This window comes from Streptomyces sp. NBC_01446 (genome assembly GCF_026340095.1).
Taxonomy (GTDB): Bacteria; Actinomycetota; Actinomycetes; order Streptomycetales; family Streptomycetaceae; genus Streptomyces; species Streptomyces aureus.
This window is the reverse complement of record NZ_JAPEPO010000001.1, coordinates 7430878-7450643: the sequence shown is the minus strand read 5'-3', so window position 1 is coordinate 7450643 and position 19766 is coordinate 7430878. Positions and strand designations below refer to the sequence as shown.

The following is a 19766-nucleotide window of genomic DNA, read 5'->3' as shown; positions in this document are numbered from 1 at the left end:
TGACTGCGCCGGCCGCCGGGACGCGTACCGCTACGCCCCCGCGGCCGGGAGCGTCACCTCGAAGCAGCAGCCGCCGGCCACATTGCGCACGGCGGCGCTGCCCCGGTGGGCCTCCACGATTCCCCTGACGATGGCGAGCCCGAGGCCCGCGCCCGACGGAGGTGTACGGGCGTGGCTGCCGCGCCACCCCGTGTCGAAGACGCGCGGCAGATCCTGCTCGGGGATGCCGCCGCAGCCGTCCGTGACCGTGAGGACCACACCGTCCGTGGAGCCTGCCGCCGCCACGGCGACCGTGCCGTCGGCCGGCGTGCGACGGATCGCGTTCACCAGGAGGTTGCCGAGGACGCGGCTCATCTCCTTGCCGTCGACCTCGACGGGAATCCGGTCGACGCTGTCGCCGACGAGGCGTACGCCGTGTTCGCGGGCGAGCGGGTCGGCGCCCGCGAGCGCGTCGCCCACGAGGTCGTGGAGGGAGATCCTGGACGGGCTCAGGACGAGGGTCCCCGCGTGGATGCGCGACAGTTCGAAGAGGTCGCCCACCATGTCGTTCATGCGCTCGACCTCGGTGCGGATCTGGCGCAGATAGCGGTCCGGGTCGGCCGCCATGCCGTCCTCCAGGGCTTCGGACATCGCGCGGAGCCCGGCGAGCGGGGTGCGCAGATCGTGCGAGATCCAGGCGACGAGCTCGCGACGCGAGGTCTCCAGGGCGCGCTCGCGGTCCCTGGAGGCGGCCAGCTTGGCGCTGGTGGCCTCCAACTCCCTTGAGAGCGCGGCGAGTTCCGCCGTCGCGGGGACGAGGGGCGCCGCGAAGCTGCCCCCGTCGCCGAAGGAGCGGGCGGCGAGGGTGAGCGCGTTGCTGCGGGCCACGACCCAGCGGCCGAGGAGCAGCGCGGTGGCCAGTGACACGGTGGCGGCCATCGCGGCGACGGTCGTCACGACGGTCAGGTCGTGCGGGGACAGGAACATCGCCCAGGCCACGACGAGCGTTCCGGCGAGCATCGCCGTCACGGCGACGGCGGCGACGACCGTGAGCGACACCGTCAGGGAGCGGCGGCGCAGCACGAACAGGACGAGCGCGCCCAGCAGGCCCGCACCGACGGCGCCGAGGAACGCGTAGAGGGCGATGAGGAGCATGTCATGCACGGGGTTCGGTCCACTCTGCCGGTGCGCGGTCGGGCCGGGGAACGTCCGGCGCACGGCCGGGCCGAGGGACTTCCGGCACGCGGTCGGGCCGAGTGGCGTCGCCGTGCGGGTCCGAGCCTGGGCCCGGGTCCAGGCGGTAGCCGACTCCCCAGACCGTCTGGATGAGGCTCGGGGCCGCCGGGTCGTCTTCGATCTTGCCGCGCAGTCGGCGGACGTGAACCGTGACGGTCGACAGGTCACCGAAGTCCCAGCCCCACACCTGCTGCATGAGCTCCTCGCGGGAGAAGGCGCGGCCCGGGTGGCGCAGGAAGAAGGCGAGAAGGTCGAACTCCCTTATCGTCAGGGCGAGTTCGACCCCTGCTTTGGCGGCTCGACGTGCCGCGGGGTCGACGGTGAGGCCGGCCGCGCGCAGCGGTCCCGCCGGCTTGGGTGCCGTGGCCGCGCGGGCCCGGCGCAACACCGACTCGACACGCAGGACCAGCTCCCGCGGGCTGAACGGCTTGGTCACGTAGTCGTCCGCGCCGACCTCGAGGCCGAGGATGCGCTCGTCCTCGTCGCCACGCGCCGTCAGCATGATCACGGGGACGGGGCCGCGGGCCCGGAGTCTGCGGCACACCTCGAGGCCGTCCATGCCGGGCAGCATGAGGTCGAGGACGACCAGGTCGGGCCCGTGCGCGTCGGCGCGGTCGAGGGCGGCCGGGCCGTCGGCGGCGCGGTCGACGTCGTAGCCGGCGCGGTCCAAGTAGCCCGCGACGACCTCGGCGACGGTCGGGTCGTCGTCGACGACGAGGACACGGCCGAGCGGTGGTGTCTGCATTCCACCAGCGTCGCACCCGAGGCGCCCGTTCCGAGCCGCCGGAGGGGTCACCCGCGCGCGACGTCCGCGTTTCGTAAGGAGCGGAGGACCGAAATGTCAGGTTTGGATTCGTAGGGTGACATCGTGATCCCCCCTGACTATCCCTCGCTCCCCACCCCGGCCCCCTCGGTCGATGTCGTGCTGCCCTGCCTCGACGAGGCCGCCGCGCTGCCGTGGGTGCTGGCCCGCATCCCGGACGGCTGGCGGGCGCTCGTCGTGGACAACGGGTCCACCGACGGCTCCCCGGACGTCGCCCGTTCCCTGGGCGCGACGGTGGTGACCGAGCCCCGGCGCGGCTTCGGGGCCGCCTGCCACGCGGGCCTGCTGGCGTCCGACGCGGACATCGTCTGCTTCTGCGACTGCGACGCGTCGCTCGACCCGGGTCTGCTGACGCCGTTCGTCCAGGACGTCGTCGCGGGCCGGGCCGATCTCGTGCTCGGGCGGCGCCGACCGCAGGGCCGTGGCGCCTTCCCCGTGCACGCGCGCGCCGGGAATCTCGCGCTGGCGGGGATGCTGCGCCGGCGCACCGGGCTGCGGCTGCACGACCTGGGCCCGCTGCGCGCCGCGCGCCGCACCTCCCTCCTCACCCTGGACCTCGCGGACCGCCGCAGCGGCTACCCCCTCCAGATGGTCGTCCGGGCCGCCGACGCGGGCTGGCGCATCGAGGAGCGCCCGGTGCCCTACCGGCCCCGTACGGGAAAGTCGAAGGTCACCGGCACCTGGCGGGGCACCTGGCAGGCCGTACGGGACATGCGCGCGGTCCTCGCGGAGAAGCCGCTGCCGGCGCTCACGTCGCACGGAGAGGCGGCATCCCGGTGAGCGCCGGCGGATCGCCCGCGGCACGGCGGCACGGCACCACCCTCCTCGTCATCGCCAAGTCCCCGGTGCCCGGGCGGGTCAAGACGCGGCTCACGCCGCCGTTCACGCCCGAGGAGGCCGCGCGCCTGGCCGAGGCCTCGCTCGTCGACACCCTGCACGCCGCGCTCGCCACGTCCGCGCGGCGTCGGGTGCTGGTGCTCGACGGGGCGCCCGGAGCATGGCTGCCGGCCGGGATCGAGGTGGTCGCGCAGTGCGACGGCGGCCTGGACGAGCGGCTCGCGGCGGCGTTCGCCGGGTCCGACGGGCCCGCCGTCCTGATCGGGATGGACACGCCTCAGGTGACGCCCGCGCTGCTCGCCCCCGTGTTCGGGCCCGACGCCTGGCGGGGCTGCGACGCATGGTTCGGGCCCGCCGACGACGGCGGTTTCTGGGCGCTCGGGCTCGCCGAGCCCGACCCGGAACTGCTGCGGGGTGTGCCGATGTCGACGGCGCACACGGGTGCGGCCCAGCGGACGCGGCTCACGGACGCGGGGCTGCGCGTACGGGACCTGCCGGTCCTGCGGGACGTCGACACGGCCCACGACGCCGCCGTGGTGGCGGCCGCCGCACCGGACGGACGATTCGCGGCCGAACACGCGCGGCTGACGCGGGTGGTCCGCTCATGACGACGGCGCGCGAGGCGGCACCGGCCTGGTGTACGGATCCTTACGCCGACGCCGTGCGCAACGAGCGCGGCCCCCTCTTCCTGCGGCGCGCCGACGGATGGCTGCTGCCGCTCGAGGTGGAGCGCTGGTGCGCGGTCGCCGACGCCGCCGACCGGTCGGCGCTGCGCCGCTGCGAGGGTGCTGTCCTCGACATCGGCTGCGGCCCGGGCCGGCTGGTCGCCGCACTCGCCGCGGCCGGTCACCGCGCGCTCGGCATCGACGTGAGCGAGGCCGCGGTCGCGCGGACGGTCCGCGTCGGTGGCGCCGCGTTGCAGCGGTCCGTCTTCGACTCCCTGCCCGGCGAGGGCCGTTGGGGGACGGCGCTTCTTCTCGACGGCAACATCGGGATCGGCGGCGACCCGGAGGCCCTGCTGTCCCGTGTCGCCGAACTCACCGCTTCCGGGGGGCTGTTGATCGCCGAGACGGCTCCGCTCGACATGGACGAGCGGGTGGAGGTGCGGGTGGACGACGGGCAGGGCGCCGCGGGCTCGCTCTTCCCGTGGGCCCGGGTGGGGACGCGGGCGCTGCTGCGGTACGCGCGCCCGCTCGGCTGGCTGCCGGTCGCTCAGTGGTCCGAGGGCGGGCGCTCCTTCGTCTCCTTGCGCCGCTGACGCTCCCGTTCGCGCTCCCGCGCCCGCTCTTCCCGGCGCGCCCTGCGTGCCTGCCTCCAGGGCGACGCGGGAGCGAGGAACGTGACGGCCACGAACCACAGGGCCGACGCGGCGAACAGCGCGGCCGTCAGCAGCAGCCACCGCGGCAGGAACGCGTCCCCCGAATGTCCCGTCACGAGGGCGAAGTGGTCCGCCCGCGCCCGCGTGATCAGCGGGAACCAGACCAGCAGCAGCAGGCCCGACAGGAACGCGGGGACGCGTACATACATCGTCGTTCTGCGGCTCCGGTCGCCGAGCGCCTTCTGCGCCGCGACGTCCGCGAGCGAGTACACCGGCACGAGCAGCAGGTCGTGGACGAGGGCCGCGCCGACGAACCAGACCGCCACGGCCCACGGATCGTTCTCGAGCAGCCGCACGCCCGCGTATCCGGCGAGGGCGAACGAGGCTGCCAGGAGCGGGAGTTGGAGCGGGCTCTCGCCGTACCAACGACTCAGTCGGTTCATCACAGCGCTCCGAACGTCATGCGGGCGACCCACTTGGTGTTCAGGACGCCCGGCGCCGCGGGGACGATGACACGGGCCGGGTAGCCGTGGTCGAGGGTGAGGTCGGCTCCGTTGACACGCAGGGCCAGCAGGGAGCGCGGGTCGTGGACCTGGTTGTGCCGCAGGGCCGCCTTCCGGAACGCGCCGTGCTGTTGCAGCGATTCGACGAAGACGTCGGTGTCGCCGTCGGTCCCGGCGAGGGCGGCGAGGTCGCGCAGCCGTACGCCGCTCCAGTGCTGGTCGTCCGTGGACCAGCCTTCGACGCAGGCGATGGGCAACGCGCTGGTGTGCTGCGGGAGTTGGAGGAGGTCGTCGCGGGTGAGCCGGTGGACGGCGCCTTTCGGCCCGGTGACGACGAGCCGCCACGGCTCGCCCGTGTCGGCGGTACGGATGCCGGCCACGGCGGCGGTCTTGTTGATCTGGAAGCGGCCGGGGCCGGTGCCCGGGTCGGCGCCGCCGTGCGGCGCGAGCAGAGCGGTGCTGCGCCATACCCCGCCGATGCTCTGGCCGGCCGTCGTGACGAGCAGCAGGAGCGAGCCCGCGCCGACCATGGCGAACGCCCCGCGTCGCGAGACCGTGGGCTCGGCCGGTTTCGCCGGCACCAGCTCACCCGTCTCGGGCAGGCCCGCCTTCCGCTCACGCAGCACGCGCAGCGCCTGCGGTACGCGCAGCACCGCGTGGACGATGAACGCGCTGATGAACACCCATGCGCCGTAGAAGTGCAGCGGATAGAAGGAGCCGGGGAACAGGTAGTCGAGCTGCACGTTGAGGATGCCGGTCACGAACTCGAAGAGCGCGCCGCCCACGAGCAGGAGCAGAGACAGCCGTTCCAGGGCGTGGCCGATGGAGCGCGCGGGTGGCAGCGTGAACAGTTTGGGCACGACCGACCACAGCTTGGCGAGGAGCACGGGCACGAGCGCGACGCCCACGGTGACGTGCAGTCCCTGGGTGAGGCGGTACAGCCAGTGCGGGTCCGTCGGCCAGGAGAACAGATAGAAGCCGAGCAGGCCCTTGCCGGGCGTCTTGTCGTTGACCGCAGCGAGGTTCGGGTTGTAGGCGGCGTACGACAGGAGGCCGGTCACGAAGAGCAGGGTCATGCCGACGAGCAGGACGAGGCCGAGGACCGCGGTGAAGCGCGGGCCGCGCAGCGGGCTGCGCCACGGATCGGGGAGAGTGCGGGGGAGGACGCCCATGTGGTTCCTTCAGGCTGTGCGCGGCGGGGGCCCGCCGACCTGTTCCGACCGTATTGCGCACAGCCCGCGGATAGGCGCAGGAAGATCTGACGGTTCGGTGACGCGACCTCGCGGTGCACCAAATGGGCGGTGCGGGCGCCTAGCGTTCCAGGTGTGAAGCTCGAAGCTCCCCCTGAAGCCCCCCGCACCGCGCCACCCTCCACCGGGACGCGCCGTGACCTGCTCGCCGCCGCTGCCGCCGCCACCCTGGTCGCGGCGGCCGCGCTCGTGGGCCGATACATCCAGGACCGCTACGGCACCCTGCACGTCGACTGGGCGCCCCTGTACGCCCATTGGGATCCCCACGTGGGCCCGGGCACCCCGGCGGCGATCACCGTCGCCGTACTGGTCATCACGTACGGGCCTGTGGTGGCGGCCCGGCTTCGGTGGCGGCGGCTGCTGCCCGCCGTGTGGGCCGCGTCGGCGGCGTGGACCTTCTCGCTCGCGCTCGTCGACGGCTGGCAGCGGGGCATCGCCGGGCGCCTCACCACGTCGTACGAGTATCTGCGGGTCATCGACCGGTTCGACGACGTCGGCGCGACGCTGCGGGATTTCACGCGCCACATCCTGCTGCAGTCCCCCGGCCACTGGCCTCCCCATGTCGCGGGGCATCCGCCCGCAGCGACCCTGACCTTCGTGGGTCTGGACCGGATCGGGCTCGGCGGGGGTGCGTGGGCCGGGGTGTGGTGCATCACGGTGGGGTGCACGGCGGCTGTCGCCGTCCTCGTCACGGTGCGCGCGCTCGCCGACGAGCGGACGGCTCGCCGCGCGGCGCCCTTCCTGGCGCTCGCGCCGGCCGCGGTCTGGACGGGCACGTCGGCGGACGGTTACTTCGCGGCGGTCGCCGCCTGGTCGGTGGCGCTGCTCGCGGTGGCGGCCACCCGCGGCAGCCGCTGGGCGGCCCTCGGCAGCGGACTGCTGTTCGGGCTCACCTGCTATCTGTCGTACGGGCTGACGCTGATGGTCCTGGTCGCGGCGGCCGCGCTGCTCGCGACGCGGACACCGCGGCCGCTGCCGCTGTTCGTCGTGGGGGCGGCCGTGGTGCCCCTCGCGTTCACCCTCGTCGGGTTCAACTGGTGGGAGGCCTATCGCCTGCTGACGGAGCGTTACTACCAGGGTGCGGGCGGGATCCGGCCGTACGGCTACTGGGTGTGGGGCAACCTCGCGTGCACCGTGCTGATCGTCGGGCTTGCCACGGCGGCGGGGCTGCGCCGGGTTCCGGGACGTGTCCTGCGCGCGCGTGATGAGCCGGAGGGGCGGCTCGCGCTGGTCGTCCTCGGCGCGGCGCTCGCCCTCCTGGCCGCCGATCTGTCGGGCATGAGCAAAGCGGAGACGGAACGTATCTGGCTCCCGTTCGCCGTCTGGCTCATCGCGGCCACCGCTCTGCTGCCCGAGCGGTGGCGCCGCGGGTGGCTGACCGCGCAGGCGGTGCTCGCCCTGCTGGTCAACCACCTGCTGGTCACGGGGTGGTGACCTTCACCGGCTGCGGCTTCTCCTCGCGGGCGGCGGGCCGGTTCCGCAGCAGCTGCCTCAGCCGCTCCGCCGGGCGCGGCAGGACGACGAACGCCTCGGCCTGGAGACAGGCCCAGCTGATCCTCGGCAGGTCGCGCACCGTGGGGTAGACGACGAAGCGCGGCTCCCACTCCGGCCGGAACTTCGCGTTGAAGCGGTACAGGGACTCGATCTGGAACCAGCGCGAGAGGAACACGAGCAGCCCCCGCCACACCCGCAGCACCGGGCCCGCGCCGAGGCGCTCGCCGCGCGCGAGAGCGGCCCGGAACACCGCGAAGTTGAGCGACATGCGGCGCACCCCGAGCCCGGGGGCGCCGCGCAGGGCGGCCACGATGAGGAGTTCGTTGAGGCCGGGCTCGGCCGTGCGGTCGCGGCGCATCAGGTCGAGGGAGAGACCGTCCTCGCCCCAGGGCACGAAGTGGAGCAGGGCGCGCACACGGTCGTTGCCCGCCTCGTCGTCCTGATGGGCGGTGACGACGACGCAGTCCCCGTCGTCGGGGTCGCCGAACCGGCCGAGGGCCATGGAGAACCCGCGTTCGGTGGCGCTGCCCCGCCACGCGGCTGCGACCTCGCGCAACCGCTTCTTCTCCTCGTCGGGCAGATCGCGCACGCGCCGCATGCGGCAGCTGTAGCCGGCGCGTTCGATGCGGTTGACCATCTGCCGGACGTTGCGCATGGTGCGACCCGAGAGACTGAAGGCCTGACAGTCGACGATGGCCTCGTCGCCCAGCTCCAGGGCCTTGAGGCCGCCTTCGCGGACCCAGACCTGCCCGCCGAGTTCGCTGCACCCCATGACAGCGGGAGTCCAGGCGTGCAGGGCGCACTGCCGCAGGAACTCCTTGATGGCGCCGGGCCAGGCCTCGTAGTCGCCGATGGGGTCGCCGCCCGCCAGGGCGACGCCGGACACCACGCGGTAGGCGACGGCGGCCTTGCCCGAGGGCGAGAAGAGGACACGCTTGTCGCCGCGCAGCGCGAAGTAGCCGAGCGAGTCGCGCCGCCCCTCGTCGGCCAGCAGGGCGCGCAGGCGTTCGTCGCTGTCGGCGGGGCGCAGGGTCACGGGCCGCAGGGCGAGATAGGCGCTGGTGGCGGCGGTGACCACGCCGAGCGCCAGCAGCGAGAAGTACACGATGTCGCCGGCCCGGTCGCTCCTGTACGCGATGGGGCCTGACGCACCGAGCAGGCCGTAGCCGACCTCCTGGACCCGGTCGGCGAAGGTGATGGCGTGGCCCGCCTCCTGGTTCGCGCGCACACCGACGACGAGCAGGCCGAGCCCGAAGCTGCTGCCGCCGAGGACGACGAGGTTCCACAGGGCGCGCGTTCTGCCGCGCGGGTCGCCGAGTGCGTAGAACTCCTCGCGGTAGGCGACGAGCGCGACGCACAGGACGACGGAGACGGTCGCGGGGATCAGGGCGTGATGGCGCACGCCCTGGACGAGCGCGCTGACCGCGAGGAGCCCCACGGCCGCCTCCCAGGCGCGCCGTTTACGCCGGCGCAGACCTCTGGCGAGCATCACGAGCAGCAGTCCCGCGGCGAGCGCGGCGGCGCGGGCCACCTCCTCGGCGAGGCCCGGCACGTAGGGCGCGATGCGCTCTATGCGGGTCTCCTGCATGTGCGGGGAGATCGCCGACGCGATGTCCAGAATTCCGATGATCAGGCACGTGTGACCTGCCACGGCGGCGGGGCGTTGTTTCACAGTGAGTGAGCGTAGGAGGGCTCCACCTCGCTGGAGTAAGAGCGACACAGGAGCACGGTAAGAACGCGGTGGCCGGCAAACCTGCCTCGGCCATCGTGTCTCTTTCCCGATGAAAACTGCCGAACAGCGCAGATGACGGCTGAAAGTTGAGGAAAACATGGGCCTGACGAGCCGGGCACTCGAGTACGCGACGGTGCTGGCCGCCCTGGTGTGTGTGGGGCTCGCGGTCTGGGTGTGGCCGCGGCTCGCCCGGCGCGGGCCCGTGGCCGTGCTCGGCCGCCTCGGCGTGATCGGCGCGACCCAGCTCACGATCCTGACCGCGTTCGCTGTCGCCGTGAACACGAACTTCGAGTTCTACGGCTCGTGGGACGAACTGCTCGGCCATGTCGACAAGGCGCCCGCCGAAGTCACGGCGCTCGGCCGGTCCGGCGTCTACTCCACGGTCGGTGCGGTGCGCGGCGGTCTGGTGCAGCCCGCCGGGCCGCAGGGCCTCGATCGGGTGAAGGGCATCCCGCACGGACCCGCGGCACAGGTCGGCCGGGTCGAGTCGGTCAAGATCGTCGGACGGCGCAGCAAGGCCGTGAACCCGGCGTTCGTGTATCTGCCGCCGCAGTACTTCCAGAAGCAGTTCCACCGCCAGCGCTTCCCCGTGATGGTCGCGATCAGCGGCTACCCGGGCGGCATCATGAACCTCGCCCAGTACCTCCAGGTCCCGCAGACCGCCGACCGGCTGCTGAGGGCGGGCAGGATCCAGCCGACAGTGATCGTGATGGTGCGCCCGACGATCGCGCCGCCACGTGACACGGAGTGCGTGGACGTGCCCGGCGGTCCGCGGGCCGAGACGTTCTTCACGAAGGATCTGCCGGAGGCGCTGAAGCGGTCGTACCGCGTGGGTCACGACCCCAGCGCGTGGGGCGCTCTCGGCTATTCGTCGGGCGGCACGTGCGCGCTCCAGCTCACCCTGCGCCACCCCGGCGTGTACACCTCGGCGGCGGCGCTGTCGGCGGACTACAGGATCGGCGACGACCTGACCACCGGCAGCCTCTTCGGCTCGGGTCCCGGCGCCGCGCAGCGGCAGCGCGAGCACGACCTCATCTGGCGTCTGGAGCACCTGCCCGTGCCCCGCGTGTCCGTCCTGGCCGCCAGCAGCAGGTCGGGCGAGAAGGACTACGGCGACACGATGAAGTTCCTGCAAGCGGTGAAACCGCCCATGACGTCGGCCCAGATCATCCTGCCGCGCGGCAGCCACCACTTCACGACATGGCAGCGGGAGATCGCTCCGGCCATGCAGTGGATGAGCGACCAGCTCACGTTCCCGCAGGACACCGCGTCGTCACGGCACCGCCGGCCCACGACACAGGCCGCGAACCGGCCGCACCCGTAGCCGCGCCCCCGTCGGTGACCCGCCTGCCCGGGCCCCGCTTCGGCCCGCCGGAGCAGCCGTCACCGGCGACCCGTTACGGTGGCCTGGCATCGGCGCCGGCCCGGCGCGCCTCCCCCGTCCGACCAGGAGCAGCCCTCATGCCCGAGTCCGCCGTGTCCGCCCGCCCCGCACTGGCCAGGCCTGGCGCGGCGCCCGGCGACGTGGCCGCCGTCTGGTCCGTCGTGACCGGCATGTACGAGGCGTACGCCACCGGGGACCGCGCCCAGATCGACGCCCGGCTCGACCCGGAGGCGACGATCTGGGACCCGGCCGCCGAGCCGCTGCTGCTCGGCAAGCCGGACCTGGACCGGGTGCGGGACGAGCGGCCCGAGTCCGGGGACGGGTCCGTGGGGAGCGGGCTTCGCCCGTACGACCCGGTCGTCGACGTCTTCGGTGACACGGCGGTCCTGCGGTACTGGCTGCGCGTCGCGTACGCGCCCGGCCCGGACGGCACCCCGCTCCGACCCGAGCTGCTGCGGAACACGGCGGTCCTGCGCAAGGACCCCGCGGTCGGCCGCTGGCTGATCGTGCATCTCCACGAGGACGTACGGCAGGCGGGCGGGGCGCCCGAGACCGCCTAGCGCGGCGGGCCGGCCTTCGTGGCCACCAGGAGGCGGCACCCGGGGCTGCCGTCGGAGCGCTCGCCGAGTTCGGGCAGCGCCCGGAGCTCCACATCGAAACCGGCCCTGACCAGCTCGCTCCGTACGTCGCCGAGGCGGAAGCCCCGGTAGTACATGACGAAGGGCGGCCGCCACAGCGCGTTGCGGACCCGCATCGCGCCGTCGAAGGCCAGCATCGACCAGTAGCCGAGGGAGCCGGGCCGCGCGGGAGCCGGCACCGGGAACGCGAAGCGTCCGCCCGGCCGCAGCACGGAGTGGACCTGCGCGAACAGCGCGGGCCGCTGCCGCGGCAGGAAGTGGCCGAACGCCCCGAAGCTGACGACGAGGTCGAAGGCCGGCCCGAAGGGCAGCGCGAGGGCGTCGCCGCGCACCAGGTCCGCGCCGCTCCCGTGGGCCGCGCGGCCCGCCGTGAGCATGCCCGCGCTGATGTCCACCCCGACGGGCCGCTCGCGGCACACCTGCGCCAGCACGCCGAACCCCGCGCCGGTCCCGCAGCACAGGTCGAGTCCGCGCTCGAAGGGGCCCATGCCGCGCAGGGCACGGGTCACGGGTGCGAGGACCGACCGGGGCGTGCGGAACGGCGTGCGGTCGAACTTGGGGGCGAGCAGGTCGTAGCCGTGCTCGACGGAGGACAGCGCCTGGACGGCGAGCTCCCGGACTGTGGGGCCTTCAGGTACGAACATCGGGGCTCAGCATAGGCCGCGCCCGGCGTCACGGGGGCTTTGCCCAAGGGGTCGAGCAGGGTTCACGGGGCGGCTGAGAACGGCGGCCCGTGACGTGAGCCCTTGCGGGACGGCGCCCCCACGGTGTTACAGTGCGAGTGGCACGCGTGCTAGCCGCCTCTTCGGCGCCGGTGCCAGTCTCCCCCTCCGAATCGCCGCTACAGCGGGATTCGTCGAATCGATGTCAGCGATGCGCCAGGCGGCGCCGACGCGCCGTACCCCGCATCGCTTCTCCCCGGCCACAGGCTTCTCAGGGCTTTCACGGGCCTCTTCGCCCGCCCGCCTCGCGGGGCGTGCAGTCACCGCCCCGATCCCGCCGGATCCCACCTCACTCATGCTCTCGTACGAACGTCCGCGAAAGGACCGATTCCGATGACCACCACACTCGAACCCCCCACCATCGCAAAGGCGTTCACGACGCAGCCGAAGGAGGTCGCGGTCCAGGCCGCGGGCGTCCTCGACATCTCGGGCAACGGGCCCGGGTCCCTGCGCCTCGCCGATCTCCTGCCGACGTCGCACGACGTCCAGGTGCCGGCCGCCCTGATCCGCCGACTCGGCCTGCGCAAGGGCGACTTCATCCAGGGGACGTGCGGCAGGCCGCGCGCCCTCGCCGAGGTCGAGCGCGTCAACGGGCGCCCCGTCCAGGAGCTGCGCGGGCGGCCCCGGTTCGGCGACCTCACTCCCCTGCACCCGCGGCAACAGCTGCGTCTCGAAACCGCGAAGGGCGGTGTGGCACCCCGCGTCGTCGACCTGTTCACCCCCATCGGCAAGGGGCAGCGCGGGTTGATCGTGGCACCGCCCAAGACCGGCAAGACGGTGCTGCTCCAGCAGCTCGCCGCGTCCGTCGCCACGAACCACCCCGAGGCCCATCTGATGGTGGTGCTCCTCGACGAACGGCCGGAGGAGGTCACCGACATGCGGCGTTCGGTGCGCGGCGAGGTCTTCGCCTCGACCTTCGACCAGCCCGCGAAGGCGCACATCGCGCTGGCCGAACTGGCCGTCGAGCGTGCCAAGCGGCTCGTCGAGGACGGCCGGGACGTCGTCATCCTCCTCGACTCCCTGACGCGCCTGTGCCGCGCCCACAACAACACGGCCTCGTCCGGCGGCCGTACGCTCAGCGGCGGTGTCGACGCCTCCGCGCTGATCGGGCCCAAGCGGTTCTTCGGAGCGGCGAGGCTCGCCGAGGAGGGCGGCTCGCTCACCATCCTCGCCACCGCGCTCGTCGACACCGGCTCTCGCGCCGACGACTACTTTTTCGAGGAGCTCAAGAGCACGGGCAACATGGAGATCCGCCTCGACCGCACCCTTGCCGAGCGCCGGATCCACCCCGCCGTCGACCTCACCCAGTCCGGCACGCGCCGCGAGGAACTCCTTCTGCCGGAGGCCGAGTTGACGGTCGTACGCGGCCTGCGGCGCGCGCTTCGGTCGCGGGACGGGCACGCCGGGCTCGAGACGCTCGTCGAGCGGATCCGGCAGACGCAGGACAACGCGACGTTCCTGCGGCAGGTGCAGTCCACCGTTCCCACCGCGTGAGACGGCCGCCGTACAAGGTCCCGGGTCGATCGGCGCCGCAGGATGCGTAATACTCTCACTATGACTTCGAGCATTACAGCCTTGGGATCGGGAGGTGGCGGGGCGGTCCGGGTGCGCAGGGCGACCGCCCGCGACGCCAAGCGGCTGACCCGGCTCGTCCGTACGTCTCGCGCCTACGAGGCCCCGTACGCGTCGATGGTGGCCGGCTACCGGGTGGGCCCCGACTACATCGAGGCCCATCGCGTCTTCGTCGCCGTCGACGCCGACGACCTGGTGCTCGGGTTCTACGCGCTCACGCTCGTGCCGCCGGAGCTCGACCTGATGTTCGTCGCCGACGCGGCGCAGGGGCTCGGCATCGGGCGGCTGCTGGTCGCCCACATGAAGGACGAGGCGCGCGCCGCCGGACTCACCTCGGTCCGCGTGGTCTCGCACCCGCCCGCCGAGGGCTTCTACCGCAGCACGGGAGCCGTCCGCACCGGCACCGCGGCCGCCGACCCTCCCGCCGTGATGTGGGACAGGCCCGAATTGGAGTTCCCGATCGGCTGACGCGCCCCTACTCCCGGGAGCACACTCGGGGTGGACGAGGAGGCCGGCTTGGACAACGAGGTCCGACACACCGACGCAGCCCACGGCACCGACGCGGTCCACGCGTTCGACGTCACCGTGGAGATCCCCCAAGGCTCCCGCAACAAGTACGAGATGGACCATTCCGTCGGCCGGATAAGGCTCGACCGGATGCTGTTCACCTCCACCCAGTACCCGGCGGACTACGGATACATCGTGGGCACGCTCGGGCGCGACGGCGATCCGCTCGACGCGCTCGTCCTGGTGGGCGATCCGACGTTCCCCGGCTGCACCGTCGAATGCCGGGCGATCGGCATGTTCGTGATGCGGGACGAGAAGGGCATGGACGAGAAGATCCTGTGCGTGCCCGCGCACGATCCGCGCCACACCACCGTGCAGGACATCGAGGACATCCCCGAGTTCGACCGTCTGGAGATCACGCACTTCTTCGAGGTCTACAAGGACCTGGAGCCCGGCAAGTCGGTCGAGGGCTCACACTGGGAGGGCCGCGACCTCACGTACGCGGAGATCGCCGCCGCGCGCCGCCGGGCCGCCGCTCGACGGGACTGAAACCGGCCACGACGGCGCGCACGTGTCAGTGCGCGCCGTCCGTCGCGCAGTGTTCGAGCAGATCCGCGGTCGCCGCGTCGACGACGCGGTAGCGCACGATCCTGCCCTCCTTCTCCCCCTCGACCACGCCGGCCGCGCGCAGCAGCCGCAGCGCCTGCGAGACCGCCGGGTCGTTCATGCCCGTGGCCACGGCGAGATCCGACACGGCCAGCGGCCCCGCCCGGTGCAGCGCGAGCAGCAGCGCGAGGCGCCGGGGATCGGCGAGCAGGGAGAACCGGTCGGCCCAGGCGCGGACATGTCCTGGCTCACCGATGGCGGCGATGGCCTCGCAGACCCGGTGGCCGTCGATCGTGCGGCGGTCGGCGCGCTCGGCAGGGACGAGATGCATGACGCCATCCTCGCAGCCGCCGATGTGATCTTGAATACCCGCGCACACCTACGCAGCTGTGCAGCCTTGCAGACGTCGCCGACCGGCCTCTACTGTGGGCGGGCCGTGGTGCTCGGGAATTCGGTGACGGTCCCTCAAAGGACCCAGACCGAAGCGGCCCTCGCCACTGTGATCGGGCCCCGGGTCCCTCGGCAACGAGACGACTCGGGACGCCTCGCCCCACCACGCCACTGGCTGCCGCGCGCAGCTGGGAAGGCAGGGGCGGACGCGGACACCCGTCAGCCAGGAGACCGGCCACGGCATCTCACGAAGTGATTCCACGAGGTGTTGGAGCGTGACCGCATGACCCTGCCCGTAAAGCCCCCGGAGACCGGACGCGACGCGTTCCACTGGCGGCGCGAGGACACCGTCCGCACCGCCGGGCTCCTGGCGGTGATAGCCGCACTCCATGTCGTCGCGTTCGGCGTACTGTTCCTGCTCGTCGTGCCGGAGCACTACGAGGTGGGGTCGAAGGCCTTCGGCATCGGCCTCGGCGTCACCGCGTACACCCTGGGCATGCGGCACGCGTTCGACGCGGACCACATCGCCGCGATCGACAACACGACCCGCAAGCTGATGGCCGACGGCAAGCGCCCGGTGTCGGTGGGGTTCTGGTTCGCGCTCGGCCACTCCAGCGTGGTGGTCGTGCTCGCCGCGCTGATCGCCGGGGGCACCCAGCTCGCCGGGCGGATCATGAACGAGGGCTCCGCCACCCATCAGACGCTCGGCGTCATGGGCACCACCATCTCCGGGTCCTTCCTCTACCTCATCGCGGCGCTCAACCTCGTCGCCCTGGTGGGGATCCTGCGGGTGTTCCGGGCGATGCGCGCGGGCTCGTACGACGAGGCGGAGCTCGAACAGCACCTGGATTCACGGGGGTTCATGAACCGGATCCTCGGCCGGTTCACCAAGTCCATCACCCGGCCGGGCCAGATGTACCCGCTCGGCTTCCTCTTCGGCCTCGGCTTCGACACGGCGACCGAGGTCACGCTGATGGTGATGGCGGGCAGCGGCGCGGCGGCCGGACTGCCCTGGTACGCGATCCTGTGCCTGCCGCTCCTGTTCGCCGCCGGAATGAGTCTGTTCGACACCCTGGACGGGACGTTCATGAACTTCGCGTACCAGTGGGCGTTCTCGAACCCCGTGCGCAAGGTGTTCTACAACCTCGCCATCACCGGCCTCTCGATCGCCGTCGCGTTCCTGATCGGCACCATCGAGCTGGTGGGCGTCCTGCACGACAAGCTCGACCTGCGGGACCCGGTGACCGGCTGGATAGCGGGGCTCGACCTGGACAACGTCGGGTTCATCATCGTGGGCCTGTTCGTCGTCGTCTGGGCGGCCGCCATCGGGTACTGGCGGCTCGCGAAGGTCGAGGAACGGTGGGCCGTGCGGACCTGATCCGGCGGGCCGCCGGGACCGGGACTCCGTAAGGTCGTGCGGGTGAGTGAAGCCAGCGTTCCACCAGCGGCGCCCGCGCCCGTGCCACGCAGGTCGGCCCTCCCCGCGACCCTCACGGTCCTCACGGTCGTGAGCGGCTTCGTCGACGCGGTCAGCTATCTGGGCCTCGGCCGCGTCTTCGCGGCGAACATGACCGGCAACGTCATCATCATCGGCTTCGCCGCGGCGGGCGCTCCCGGGTTCTCCGTCCTCGGGTCGGTCACCTCCCTCGGCGCGTTCCTCGCGGGGGCCGTGTGCGCCGGGCGGCTGACCGGAGTGTTCGCCGGGCGGGCGCGGGAGACCTGGGTGCGGTCGGTGTTCGTCGCCGAGGCGGTCCTGCTCGCGGTGGCGACGGCGGTCGCCTTCGCGTGGCCGGGCGGGGCGACGTACGCGCTCATCGCCGTCCTCGCATGGGCGATGGGGCTGCGCAACGCGACCGTCCGCAAACTCGCGGTTCCGGACATGACCACGACGGTCCTCACGATGACGCTGACCGGGCTCGCCTCGGAGTCCTCGCTCGCGGGCGGCACCGCTCCGCGAACGGGGCGGCGGATGGCCTCCGTGGTGGCGATGCTCGTGGGCGCCACGTTCGGCGCGCTGCTCGTGCTGCACCACGGTCTCGGCTGGCCGCTCCTCGTCGGCACCCTGCTCGTGGCGGCCGCCGCGGCCGGATATCGCGAGCCGGCCGCCGACGCGGACGACATCCGATCGGCCTAACCCTGCGGGCGCCGTCCGCCCGGGCTCACTAGCGTCCTGACCAGGACCGCAGCTCCCTCTGCCGCTGCGGCACAGGGACCGGAGACGCCTCATGTTCTGCCCCATAGCCACCGTCATCACGACGACCGCCTGCCTCACCGCGCTCGCGCCCGGGACCGCAGCCGCGCAGCACCCCGTCGCAGCACCCGCCTCGGTGACCGCACCCGACGAGGTGGGCCGGACCGGCTCGGTGGGCCGGACCAACCCCTTGAGCCCCTCCGACGACGGGCCACTCGACCGGGGCTCGGACGACGGGACCCGTGACCGGGGCTCGGACGACGGAACCCGCGACCGGGGCTCGGACGACGGAACCCGCGACCGAGGCTCGGACGACGGAACCCGCGACCGCGGCTCGGCGAACGGAACCCGCGACCGCGGCTCGGCGAACGGCGACTCCTACGCGGAGGCACGCCTCTCGCCGTCCACGGCGGTGGGGGCCTCGTCCACCGCCGAGATCACGGTCTACTGCGCCGGCGGCGGGCGCGGCTCCATCACGGCCCGCTCCCAGGCCTTCGCCGCCGGCTCCGTCACACTCCCCGTGTTCGGCGGCGGAATCGGGCAGGACGGCCGCACCCAGTACAGGGGGACGGCACGCCTCGCCGGCGAGGTCGGGACCAGCTCGCAGGTGTCCGTGCAGGGAGCCTGTCCCGACGGCAGGCAGTGGAGCACCCCGATGAACCTGGCACGCGACAACTATCGCGGCGCACGCGCCGGAGTCGGCAGCACCGCGGGCGGCGGCCTGGACCTGGGCCGGATCGGCTTCGGCGCGGCCCTCGCGGGCGGGGCCGCCTGCGTGCTGTGGCGCAGGACGCGCGCCCCGCACGAGGACTGACCGGTCCATCCGCCAAAGCGTCGCGCACGAGGCAAGTGCGCCGTACGTCCGTTCCGCCCCTGACCAACCGCGCTTTGCCGACAATCACCTCCATTGTGGCCGCCCGAACGGCATTCCCGAGGCTCCGCATCCATGAGTGGCGGCGCGGAGCGGCGCAGTGTTGTGGGCCGCGGAGCGGGCCAACGCGTTGTAGGTGAGGGCTGCCGCGGAGCGGTGTGGTTGCCTTCCGGCGGGGCTGGACACGGCCTGGGGCACAGGTGAACGCGTGTGATCGGAGAAGGGCGTTGCCCTGCTCGGTGTCAGCGCACACGTGATCGCAAGAAGGCGCCGGTGATCAGTATGGATCTGCCCTCTGCCCGGTATCACCGCACCGGGTACGGTTTCCGTTCATGCAGCTGAGGTACAGCTTTCGCTTGTACCCGACCCGCGGCCAACAGGCCGCTCTGGGACGGGCGTTCGGCTGTGCCCACGTCGTCTACAACGACGCGGTACGCGCCCGGCGCACCGCCCGCGAGAACAAGCTCCCCTTCCCCAGGGCCGGCGAACTGTCCCGCCGGTTGATCACCGAGGCGAAGAAAACCCCGCAGCGGGCCTGGCTGGGCGAGGTCTCCTCGGTGGTGCTGCAGCAGTCTCTGCGCGACGCGGAGAGTGCGTACAGCAACTTCTTCGCCTCCCTCAAGGGTGAACGCAAGGGCCCCAGGCTCGGGGAGCCGTCCTTCAAGTCCCGCAAAGACACCCGCCAGGCCATCCGCTTCACCGCGAACGCCCGCTGGACTCACCGACGCCGGACACCTCCTGCTCCCCAAGATCGGACGGAGGGCGCCGAGCACCAGCGGCGCGCGGGCGTCATCACTCAGGCCCTCGAAGCGGTCGACCAGTTCGAACTCGCCCGCGACTGCGAGCGCATCGCCGACCAGCTCATCGACGCGTTCGCCGACAGCGGCCGGGCCGAGCTGATGGCCGCCTTCGCGCACGCCCTGCCGATGCGGGCGGCGGTGCAGTTCTGCGGGATGCCCGCGGGCAGCACCGACACCGAGCAGTTGGTGGACGATCTGCGGATCTCCCTGGACGCCGCGGAGGGCGACGACCCGGTGGCCGCGTACGGCCGGGTGGGCGCGCGCATCCAGCAACTGGTCAAGGAGAAGCGGGAGTCACCCGGTGCTGACGTCACGTCACGGATGCTGGCGCACCCGGCGGGCCTCACCGACGAGGAGGTCGTCCAGGACCTGATCTCCGTCATCGCGGCGGCGCAGCAGCCGACGGCCAACTGGATCTGCAACACGCTGCGTCTGCTGCTGACCGACGAGCGGTTCGCGCTGAACGTCTCCGGCGGGCGGCTCAGTGTCGGTCAGGCGCTGAACGAGGTGCTGTGGCTGGACACGCCCACGCAGAACTTCATCGGCCGGTGGGCGGTGCGCAACACGCAGCTGGGCGGGCGGCAGATCCGGGCGGGCGACTGTCTGGTGCTCGGCCTCGCGGCGGCCAACACCGATCCGCAGATCTGGCCCGATTCGCAGGTCTGCGCGGAGAACTCGGCCCATCTGTCGTTCAGCAACGGCGAGCACCGCTGCCCGTATCCGGCCCCGCTCCTCGCGGACGTCATCGCCCGTACGGCGGTGGAGACGCTGCTCGAGCGGCTCCCCGACCTGGTGCTCGCCGTGGAGCCGCAGGAACTGACCTGGCGCCCGTCGATCTGGATGCGCGGACTGACCGCGCTGCCGGTGCAGTTCACTCCCGTGTCGCACTGAGATCTACGGACACCACGCGGCC

General features: G+C 72.6%; 20 protein-coding genes and 1 riboswitch. Of the genes, 13 read left to right on the top strand and 7 right to left on the bottom strand.

Features of this window, described 5'->3' with window-relative positions:
* Nucleotides 1-30: 30 nt before the first annotated feature.
* Together OG456_RS33625 and OG456_RS33620 are read right to left on the bottom strand one after the other, a co-directional pair.
* Entirely contained in the window at nt 31-1143 is a 1113-nt protein-coding gene (locus tag OG456_RS33625) for a sensor histidine kinase KdpD (RefSeq protein WP_266567676.1), read from the bottom strand.
* Complete coding sequence (locus tag OG456_RS33620; protein WP_266567674.1) at nt 1136-1960, bottom strand: response regulator transcription factor; 825 nt, start codon at nt 1958-1960, stop codon at nt 1136-1138. The genes OG456_RS33625 and OG456_RS33620 overlap by 8 nt, the downstream gene beginning before the upstream one ends.
* A 123-nt stretch (nt 1961-2083) precedes the next feature.
* Here OG456_RS33620 and OG456_RS33615 point away from each other — a divergent pair, with 123 nt between their 5' ends.
* Genes OG456_RS33615 through OG456_RS33605 form a run of 3 tightly spaced genes read left to right on the top strand, consistent with a single transcriptional unit; the run spans nt 2084 to nt 4133 of the window.
* Nucleotides 2084-2818, top strand: coding sequence for a glycosyltransferase family 2 protein (locus tag OG456_RS33615; protein WP_266567672.1), 735 nt, complete (start codon nt 2084-2086; stop codon nt 2816-2818).
* Nucleotides 2815-3483 (top strand): DUF2064 domain-containing protein, encoded by a 669-nt coding sequence (locus tag OG456_RS33610; protein WP_266567670.1) that lies wholly within the window; start codon nt 2815-2817, stop codon nt 3481-3483. Before OG456_RS33615 ends, OG456_RS33610 begins: the two co-directional genes overlap by 4 nt.
* On the top strand, nt 3480-4133 hold the full coding sequence (locus tag OG456_RS33605; RefSeq protein ID WP_323136371.1) for a methyltransferase domain-containing protein: 654 nt from the start codon (nt 3480-3482) through the stop codon (nt 4131-4133). Before OG456_RS33610 ends, OG456_RS33605 begins: the two co-directional genes overlap by 4 nt.
* On the opposite strand, the gene OG456_RS33600 is transcribed toward OG456_RS33605, so the two are convergent.
* Nucleotides 4088-4636, bottom strand: a complete 549-nt coding sequence (locus OG456_RS33600; RefSeq protein WP_266567668.1) for a hypothetical protein — start codon at nt 4634-4636, stop codon at nt 4088-4090. The two genes, OG456_RS33605 and OG456_RS33600, sit on opposite strands and share 46 nt — an antisense overlap.
* On the bottom strand, nt 4636-5868 hold the full coding sequence (locus OG456_RS33595; RefSeq protein WP_266567666.1) for a molybdopterin-dependent oxidoreductase: 1233 nt from the start codon (nt 5866-5868) through the stop codon (nt 4636-4638). The genes OG456_RS33600 and OG456_RS33595 overlap by 1 nt, the downstream gene beginning before the upstream one ends.
* Nucleotides 5869-6021: 153 nt before the next feature.
* Between OG456_RS33595 and OG456_RS33590 the strand changes: the two genes are divergently transcribed.
* Nucleotides 6022-7380 carry a hypothetical protein gene (locus tag OG456_RS33590; RefSeq protein WP_266567664.1) on the top strand — a complete coding sequence of 453 codons (1359 nt, stop codon included), beginning with the start codon at nt 6022-6024 and terminating at the stop codon, nt 7378-7380.
* Here OG456_RS33590 and OG456_RS33585 read toward each other — a convergent pair.
* The gene (locus OG456_RS33585) at nt 7367-9028 is read right to left on the bottom strand and encodes a phosphatidylglycerol lysyltransferase domain-containing protein (RefSeq protein WP_266569517.1); all 1662 of its coding nucleotides are present in this window, start codon (nt 9026-9028) and stop codon (nt 7367-7369) included. The genes OG456_RS33590 and OG456_RS33585 overlap by 14 nt on opposite strands.
* A 241-nt stretch (nt 9029-9269) precedes the next feature.
* Here OG456_RS33585 and OG456_RS33580 point away from each other — a divergent pair, with 241 nt between their 5' ends.
* Both OG456_RS33580 and OG456_RS33575 read left to right on the top strand, forming a co-directional pair.
* On the top strand, nt 9270-10496 hold the full coding sequence (locus OG456_RS33580) for an esterase family protein (RefSeq protein WP_266567662.1): 1227 nt from the start codon (nt 9270-9272) through the stop codon (nt 10494-10496).
* A 137-nt stretch (nt 10497-10633) separates the two neighbouring features.
* Nucleotides 10634-11116: a DUF4440 domain-containing protein gene (locus OG456_RS33575; RefSeq protein WP_266567660.1), complete on the top strand. Its 483-nt coding sequence runs from the start codon at nt 10634-10636 to the stop codon at nt 11114-11116.
* Here OG456_RS33575 and OG456_RS33570 read toward each other — a convergent pair.
* On the bottom strand, nt 11113-11838 hold the full coding sequence (locus OG456_RS33570) for a class I SAM-dependent methyltransferase (RefSeq protein ID WP_266567658.1): 726 nt from the start codon (nt 11836-11838) through the stop codon (nt 11113-11115). The two genes, OG456_RS33575 and OG456_RS33570, sit on opposite strands and share 4 nt — an antisense overlap.
* 411 nt (nt 11839-12249) lie before the next feature.
* On the opposite strand from OG456_RS33570, the gene rho reads away from it, so the two are divergent.
* Genes rho through OG456_RS33555 form a run of 3 tightly spaced genes read left to right on the top strand, consistent with a single transcriptional unit; the run spans nt 12250 to nt 14544 of the window.
* Complete coding sequence (gene rho / locus OG456_RS33565) at nt 12250-13410, top strand: transcription termination factor Rho (RefSeq protein WP_266567656.1); 1161 nt, start codon at nt 12250-12252, stop codon at nt 13408-13410.
* A 60-nt stretch (nt 13411-13470) separates the two neighbouring features.
* On the top strand, nt 13471-13956 hold the full coding sequence (locus OG456_RS33560) for a GNAT family N-acetyltransferase (RefSeq protein ID WP_266567653.1): 486 nt from the start codon (nt 13471-13473) through the stop codon (nt 13954-13956).
* 48 nt (nt 13957-14004) lie between these two features.
* Entirely contained in the window at nt 14005-14544 is a 540-nt protein-coding gene (locus OG456_RS33555; RefSeq protein ID WP_266567651.1) for an inorganic diphosphatase, read from the top strand.
* A gap of 25 nt (nt 14545-14569) precedes the next feature.
* On the opposite strand, the gene OG456_RS33550 is transcribed toward OG456_RS33555, so the two are convergent.
* Complete coding sequence (locus tag OG456_RS33550) at nt 14570-14932, bottom strand: metalloregulator ArsR/SmtB family transcription factor (RefSeq protein ID WP_266567649.1); 363 nt, start codon at nt 14930-14932, stop codon at nt 14570-14572.
* An 89-nt stretch (nt 14933-15021) separates the two neighbouring features.
* A riboswitch (cobalamin riboswitch) is annotated at nt 15022-15246 on the top strand.
* 28 nt (nt 15247-15274) lie between these two features.
* On the opposite strand from OG456_RS33550, the gene OG456_RS33545 reads away from it, so the two are divergent.
* The 4 genes from OG456_RS33545 to OG456_RS33530 all read left to right on the top strand — a co-directional run bounded on the left by OG456_RS33545 (nt 15275) and on the right by OG456_RS33530 (nt 19744).
* Nucleotides 15275-16369 (top strand): HoxN/HupN/NixA family nickel/cobalt transporter, encoded by a 1095-nt coding sequence (locus tag OG456_RS33545; RefSeq protein WP_266567647.1) that lies wholly within the window; start codon nt 15275-15277, stop codon nt 16367-16369.
* 81 nt (nt 16370-16450) lie between these two features.
* On the top strand, nt 16451-17125 hold the full coding sequence (locus tag OG456_RS33540) for a YoaK family protein (RefSeq protein WP_266569516.1): 675 nt from the start codon (nt 16451-16453) through the stop codon (nt 17123-17125).
* 91 nt (nt 17126-17216) lie between these two features.
* Nucleotides 17217-17996, top strand: coding sequence for a hypothetical protein (locus OG456_RS33535; protein WP_266567645.1), 780 nt, complete (start codon nt 17217-17219; stop codon nt 17994-17996).
* Between the two features lie 389 nt (nt 17997-18385).
* Entirely contained in the window at nt 18386-19744 is a 1359-nt protein-coding gene (locus OG456_RS33530) for a helix-turn-helix domain-containing protein (protein ID WP_266567638.1), read from the top strand.
* Nucleotides 19745-19766: the final 22 nt, after the last annotated feature.

Bases quoted from the DNA above. Each gene is read 5' to 3' on its own strand.
- OG456_RS33620 (WP_266567674.1), bottom strand. From the start codon at position 1,960: ATGCAGACACCACCGCTCGGCCGTGTCCTCGTCGTCGACGACGACCCG.
- OG456_RS33605 (WP_323136371.1), top strand. From the start codon at position 3,480: ATGACGACGGCGCGCGAGGCGGCACCGGCCTGGTGTACGGATCCTTAC.
- OG456_RS33600 (WP_266567668.1), bottom strand. From the start codon at position 4,636: ATGAACCGACTGAGTCGTTGGTACGGCGAGAGCCCGCTCCAACTCCCG.
- OG456_RS33595 (WP_266567666.1), bottom strand. From the start codon at position 5,868: ATGGGCGTCCTCCCCCGCACTCTCCCCGATCCGTGGCGCAGCCCGCTG.
- OG456_RS33585 (WP_266569517.1), bottom strand. From the start codon at position 9,028: ATGCAGGAGACCCGCATAGAGCGCATCGCGCCCTACGTGCCGGGCCTC.
- OG456_RS33580 (WP_266567662.1), top strand. From the start codon at position 9,270: ATGGGCCTGACGAGCCGGGCACTCGAGTACGCGACGGTGCTGGCCGCC.
- OG456_RS33575 (WP_266567660.1), top strand. From the start codon at position 10,634: ATGCCCGAGTCCGCCGTGTCCGCCCGCCCCGCACTGGCCAGGCCTGGC.
- OG456_RS33570 (WP_266567658.1), bottom strand. From the start codon at position 11,838: ATGTTCGTACCTGAAGGCCCCACAGTCCGGGAGCTCGCCGTCCAGGCG.
- rho (WP_266567656.1), top strand. From the start codon at position 12,250: ATGACCACCACACTCGAACCCCCCACCATCGCAAAGGCGTTCACGACG.
- OG456_RS33560 (WP_266567653.1), top strand. From the start codon at position 13,471: ATGACTTCGAGCATTACAGCCTTGGGATCGGGAGGTGGCGGGGCGGTC.
- OG456_RS33550 (WP_266567649.1), bottom strand. From the start codon at position 14,932: ATGCATCTCGTCCCTGCCGAGCGCGCCGACCGCCGCACGATCGACGGC.
- OG456_RS33545 (WP_266567647.1), top strand. From the start codon at position 15,275: ATGACCCTGCCCGTAAAGCCCCCGGAGACCGGACGCGACGCGTTCCAC.
- OG456_RS33535 (WP_266567645.1), top strand. From the start codon at position 17,217: ATGTTCTGCCCCATAGCCACCGTCATCACGACGACCGCCTGCCTCACC.
- OG456_RS33530 (WP_266567638.1), top strand. From the start codon at position 18,386: ATGCAGCTGAGGTACAGCTTTCGCTTGTACCCGACCCGCGGCCAACAG.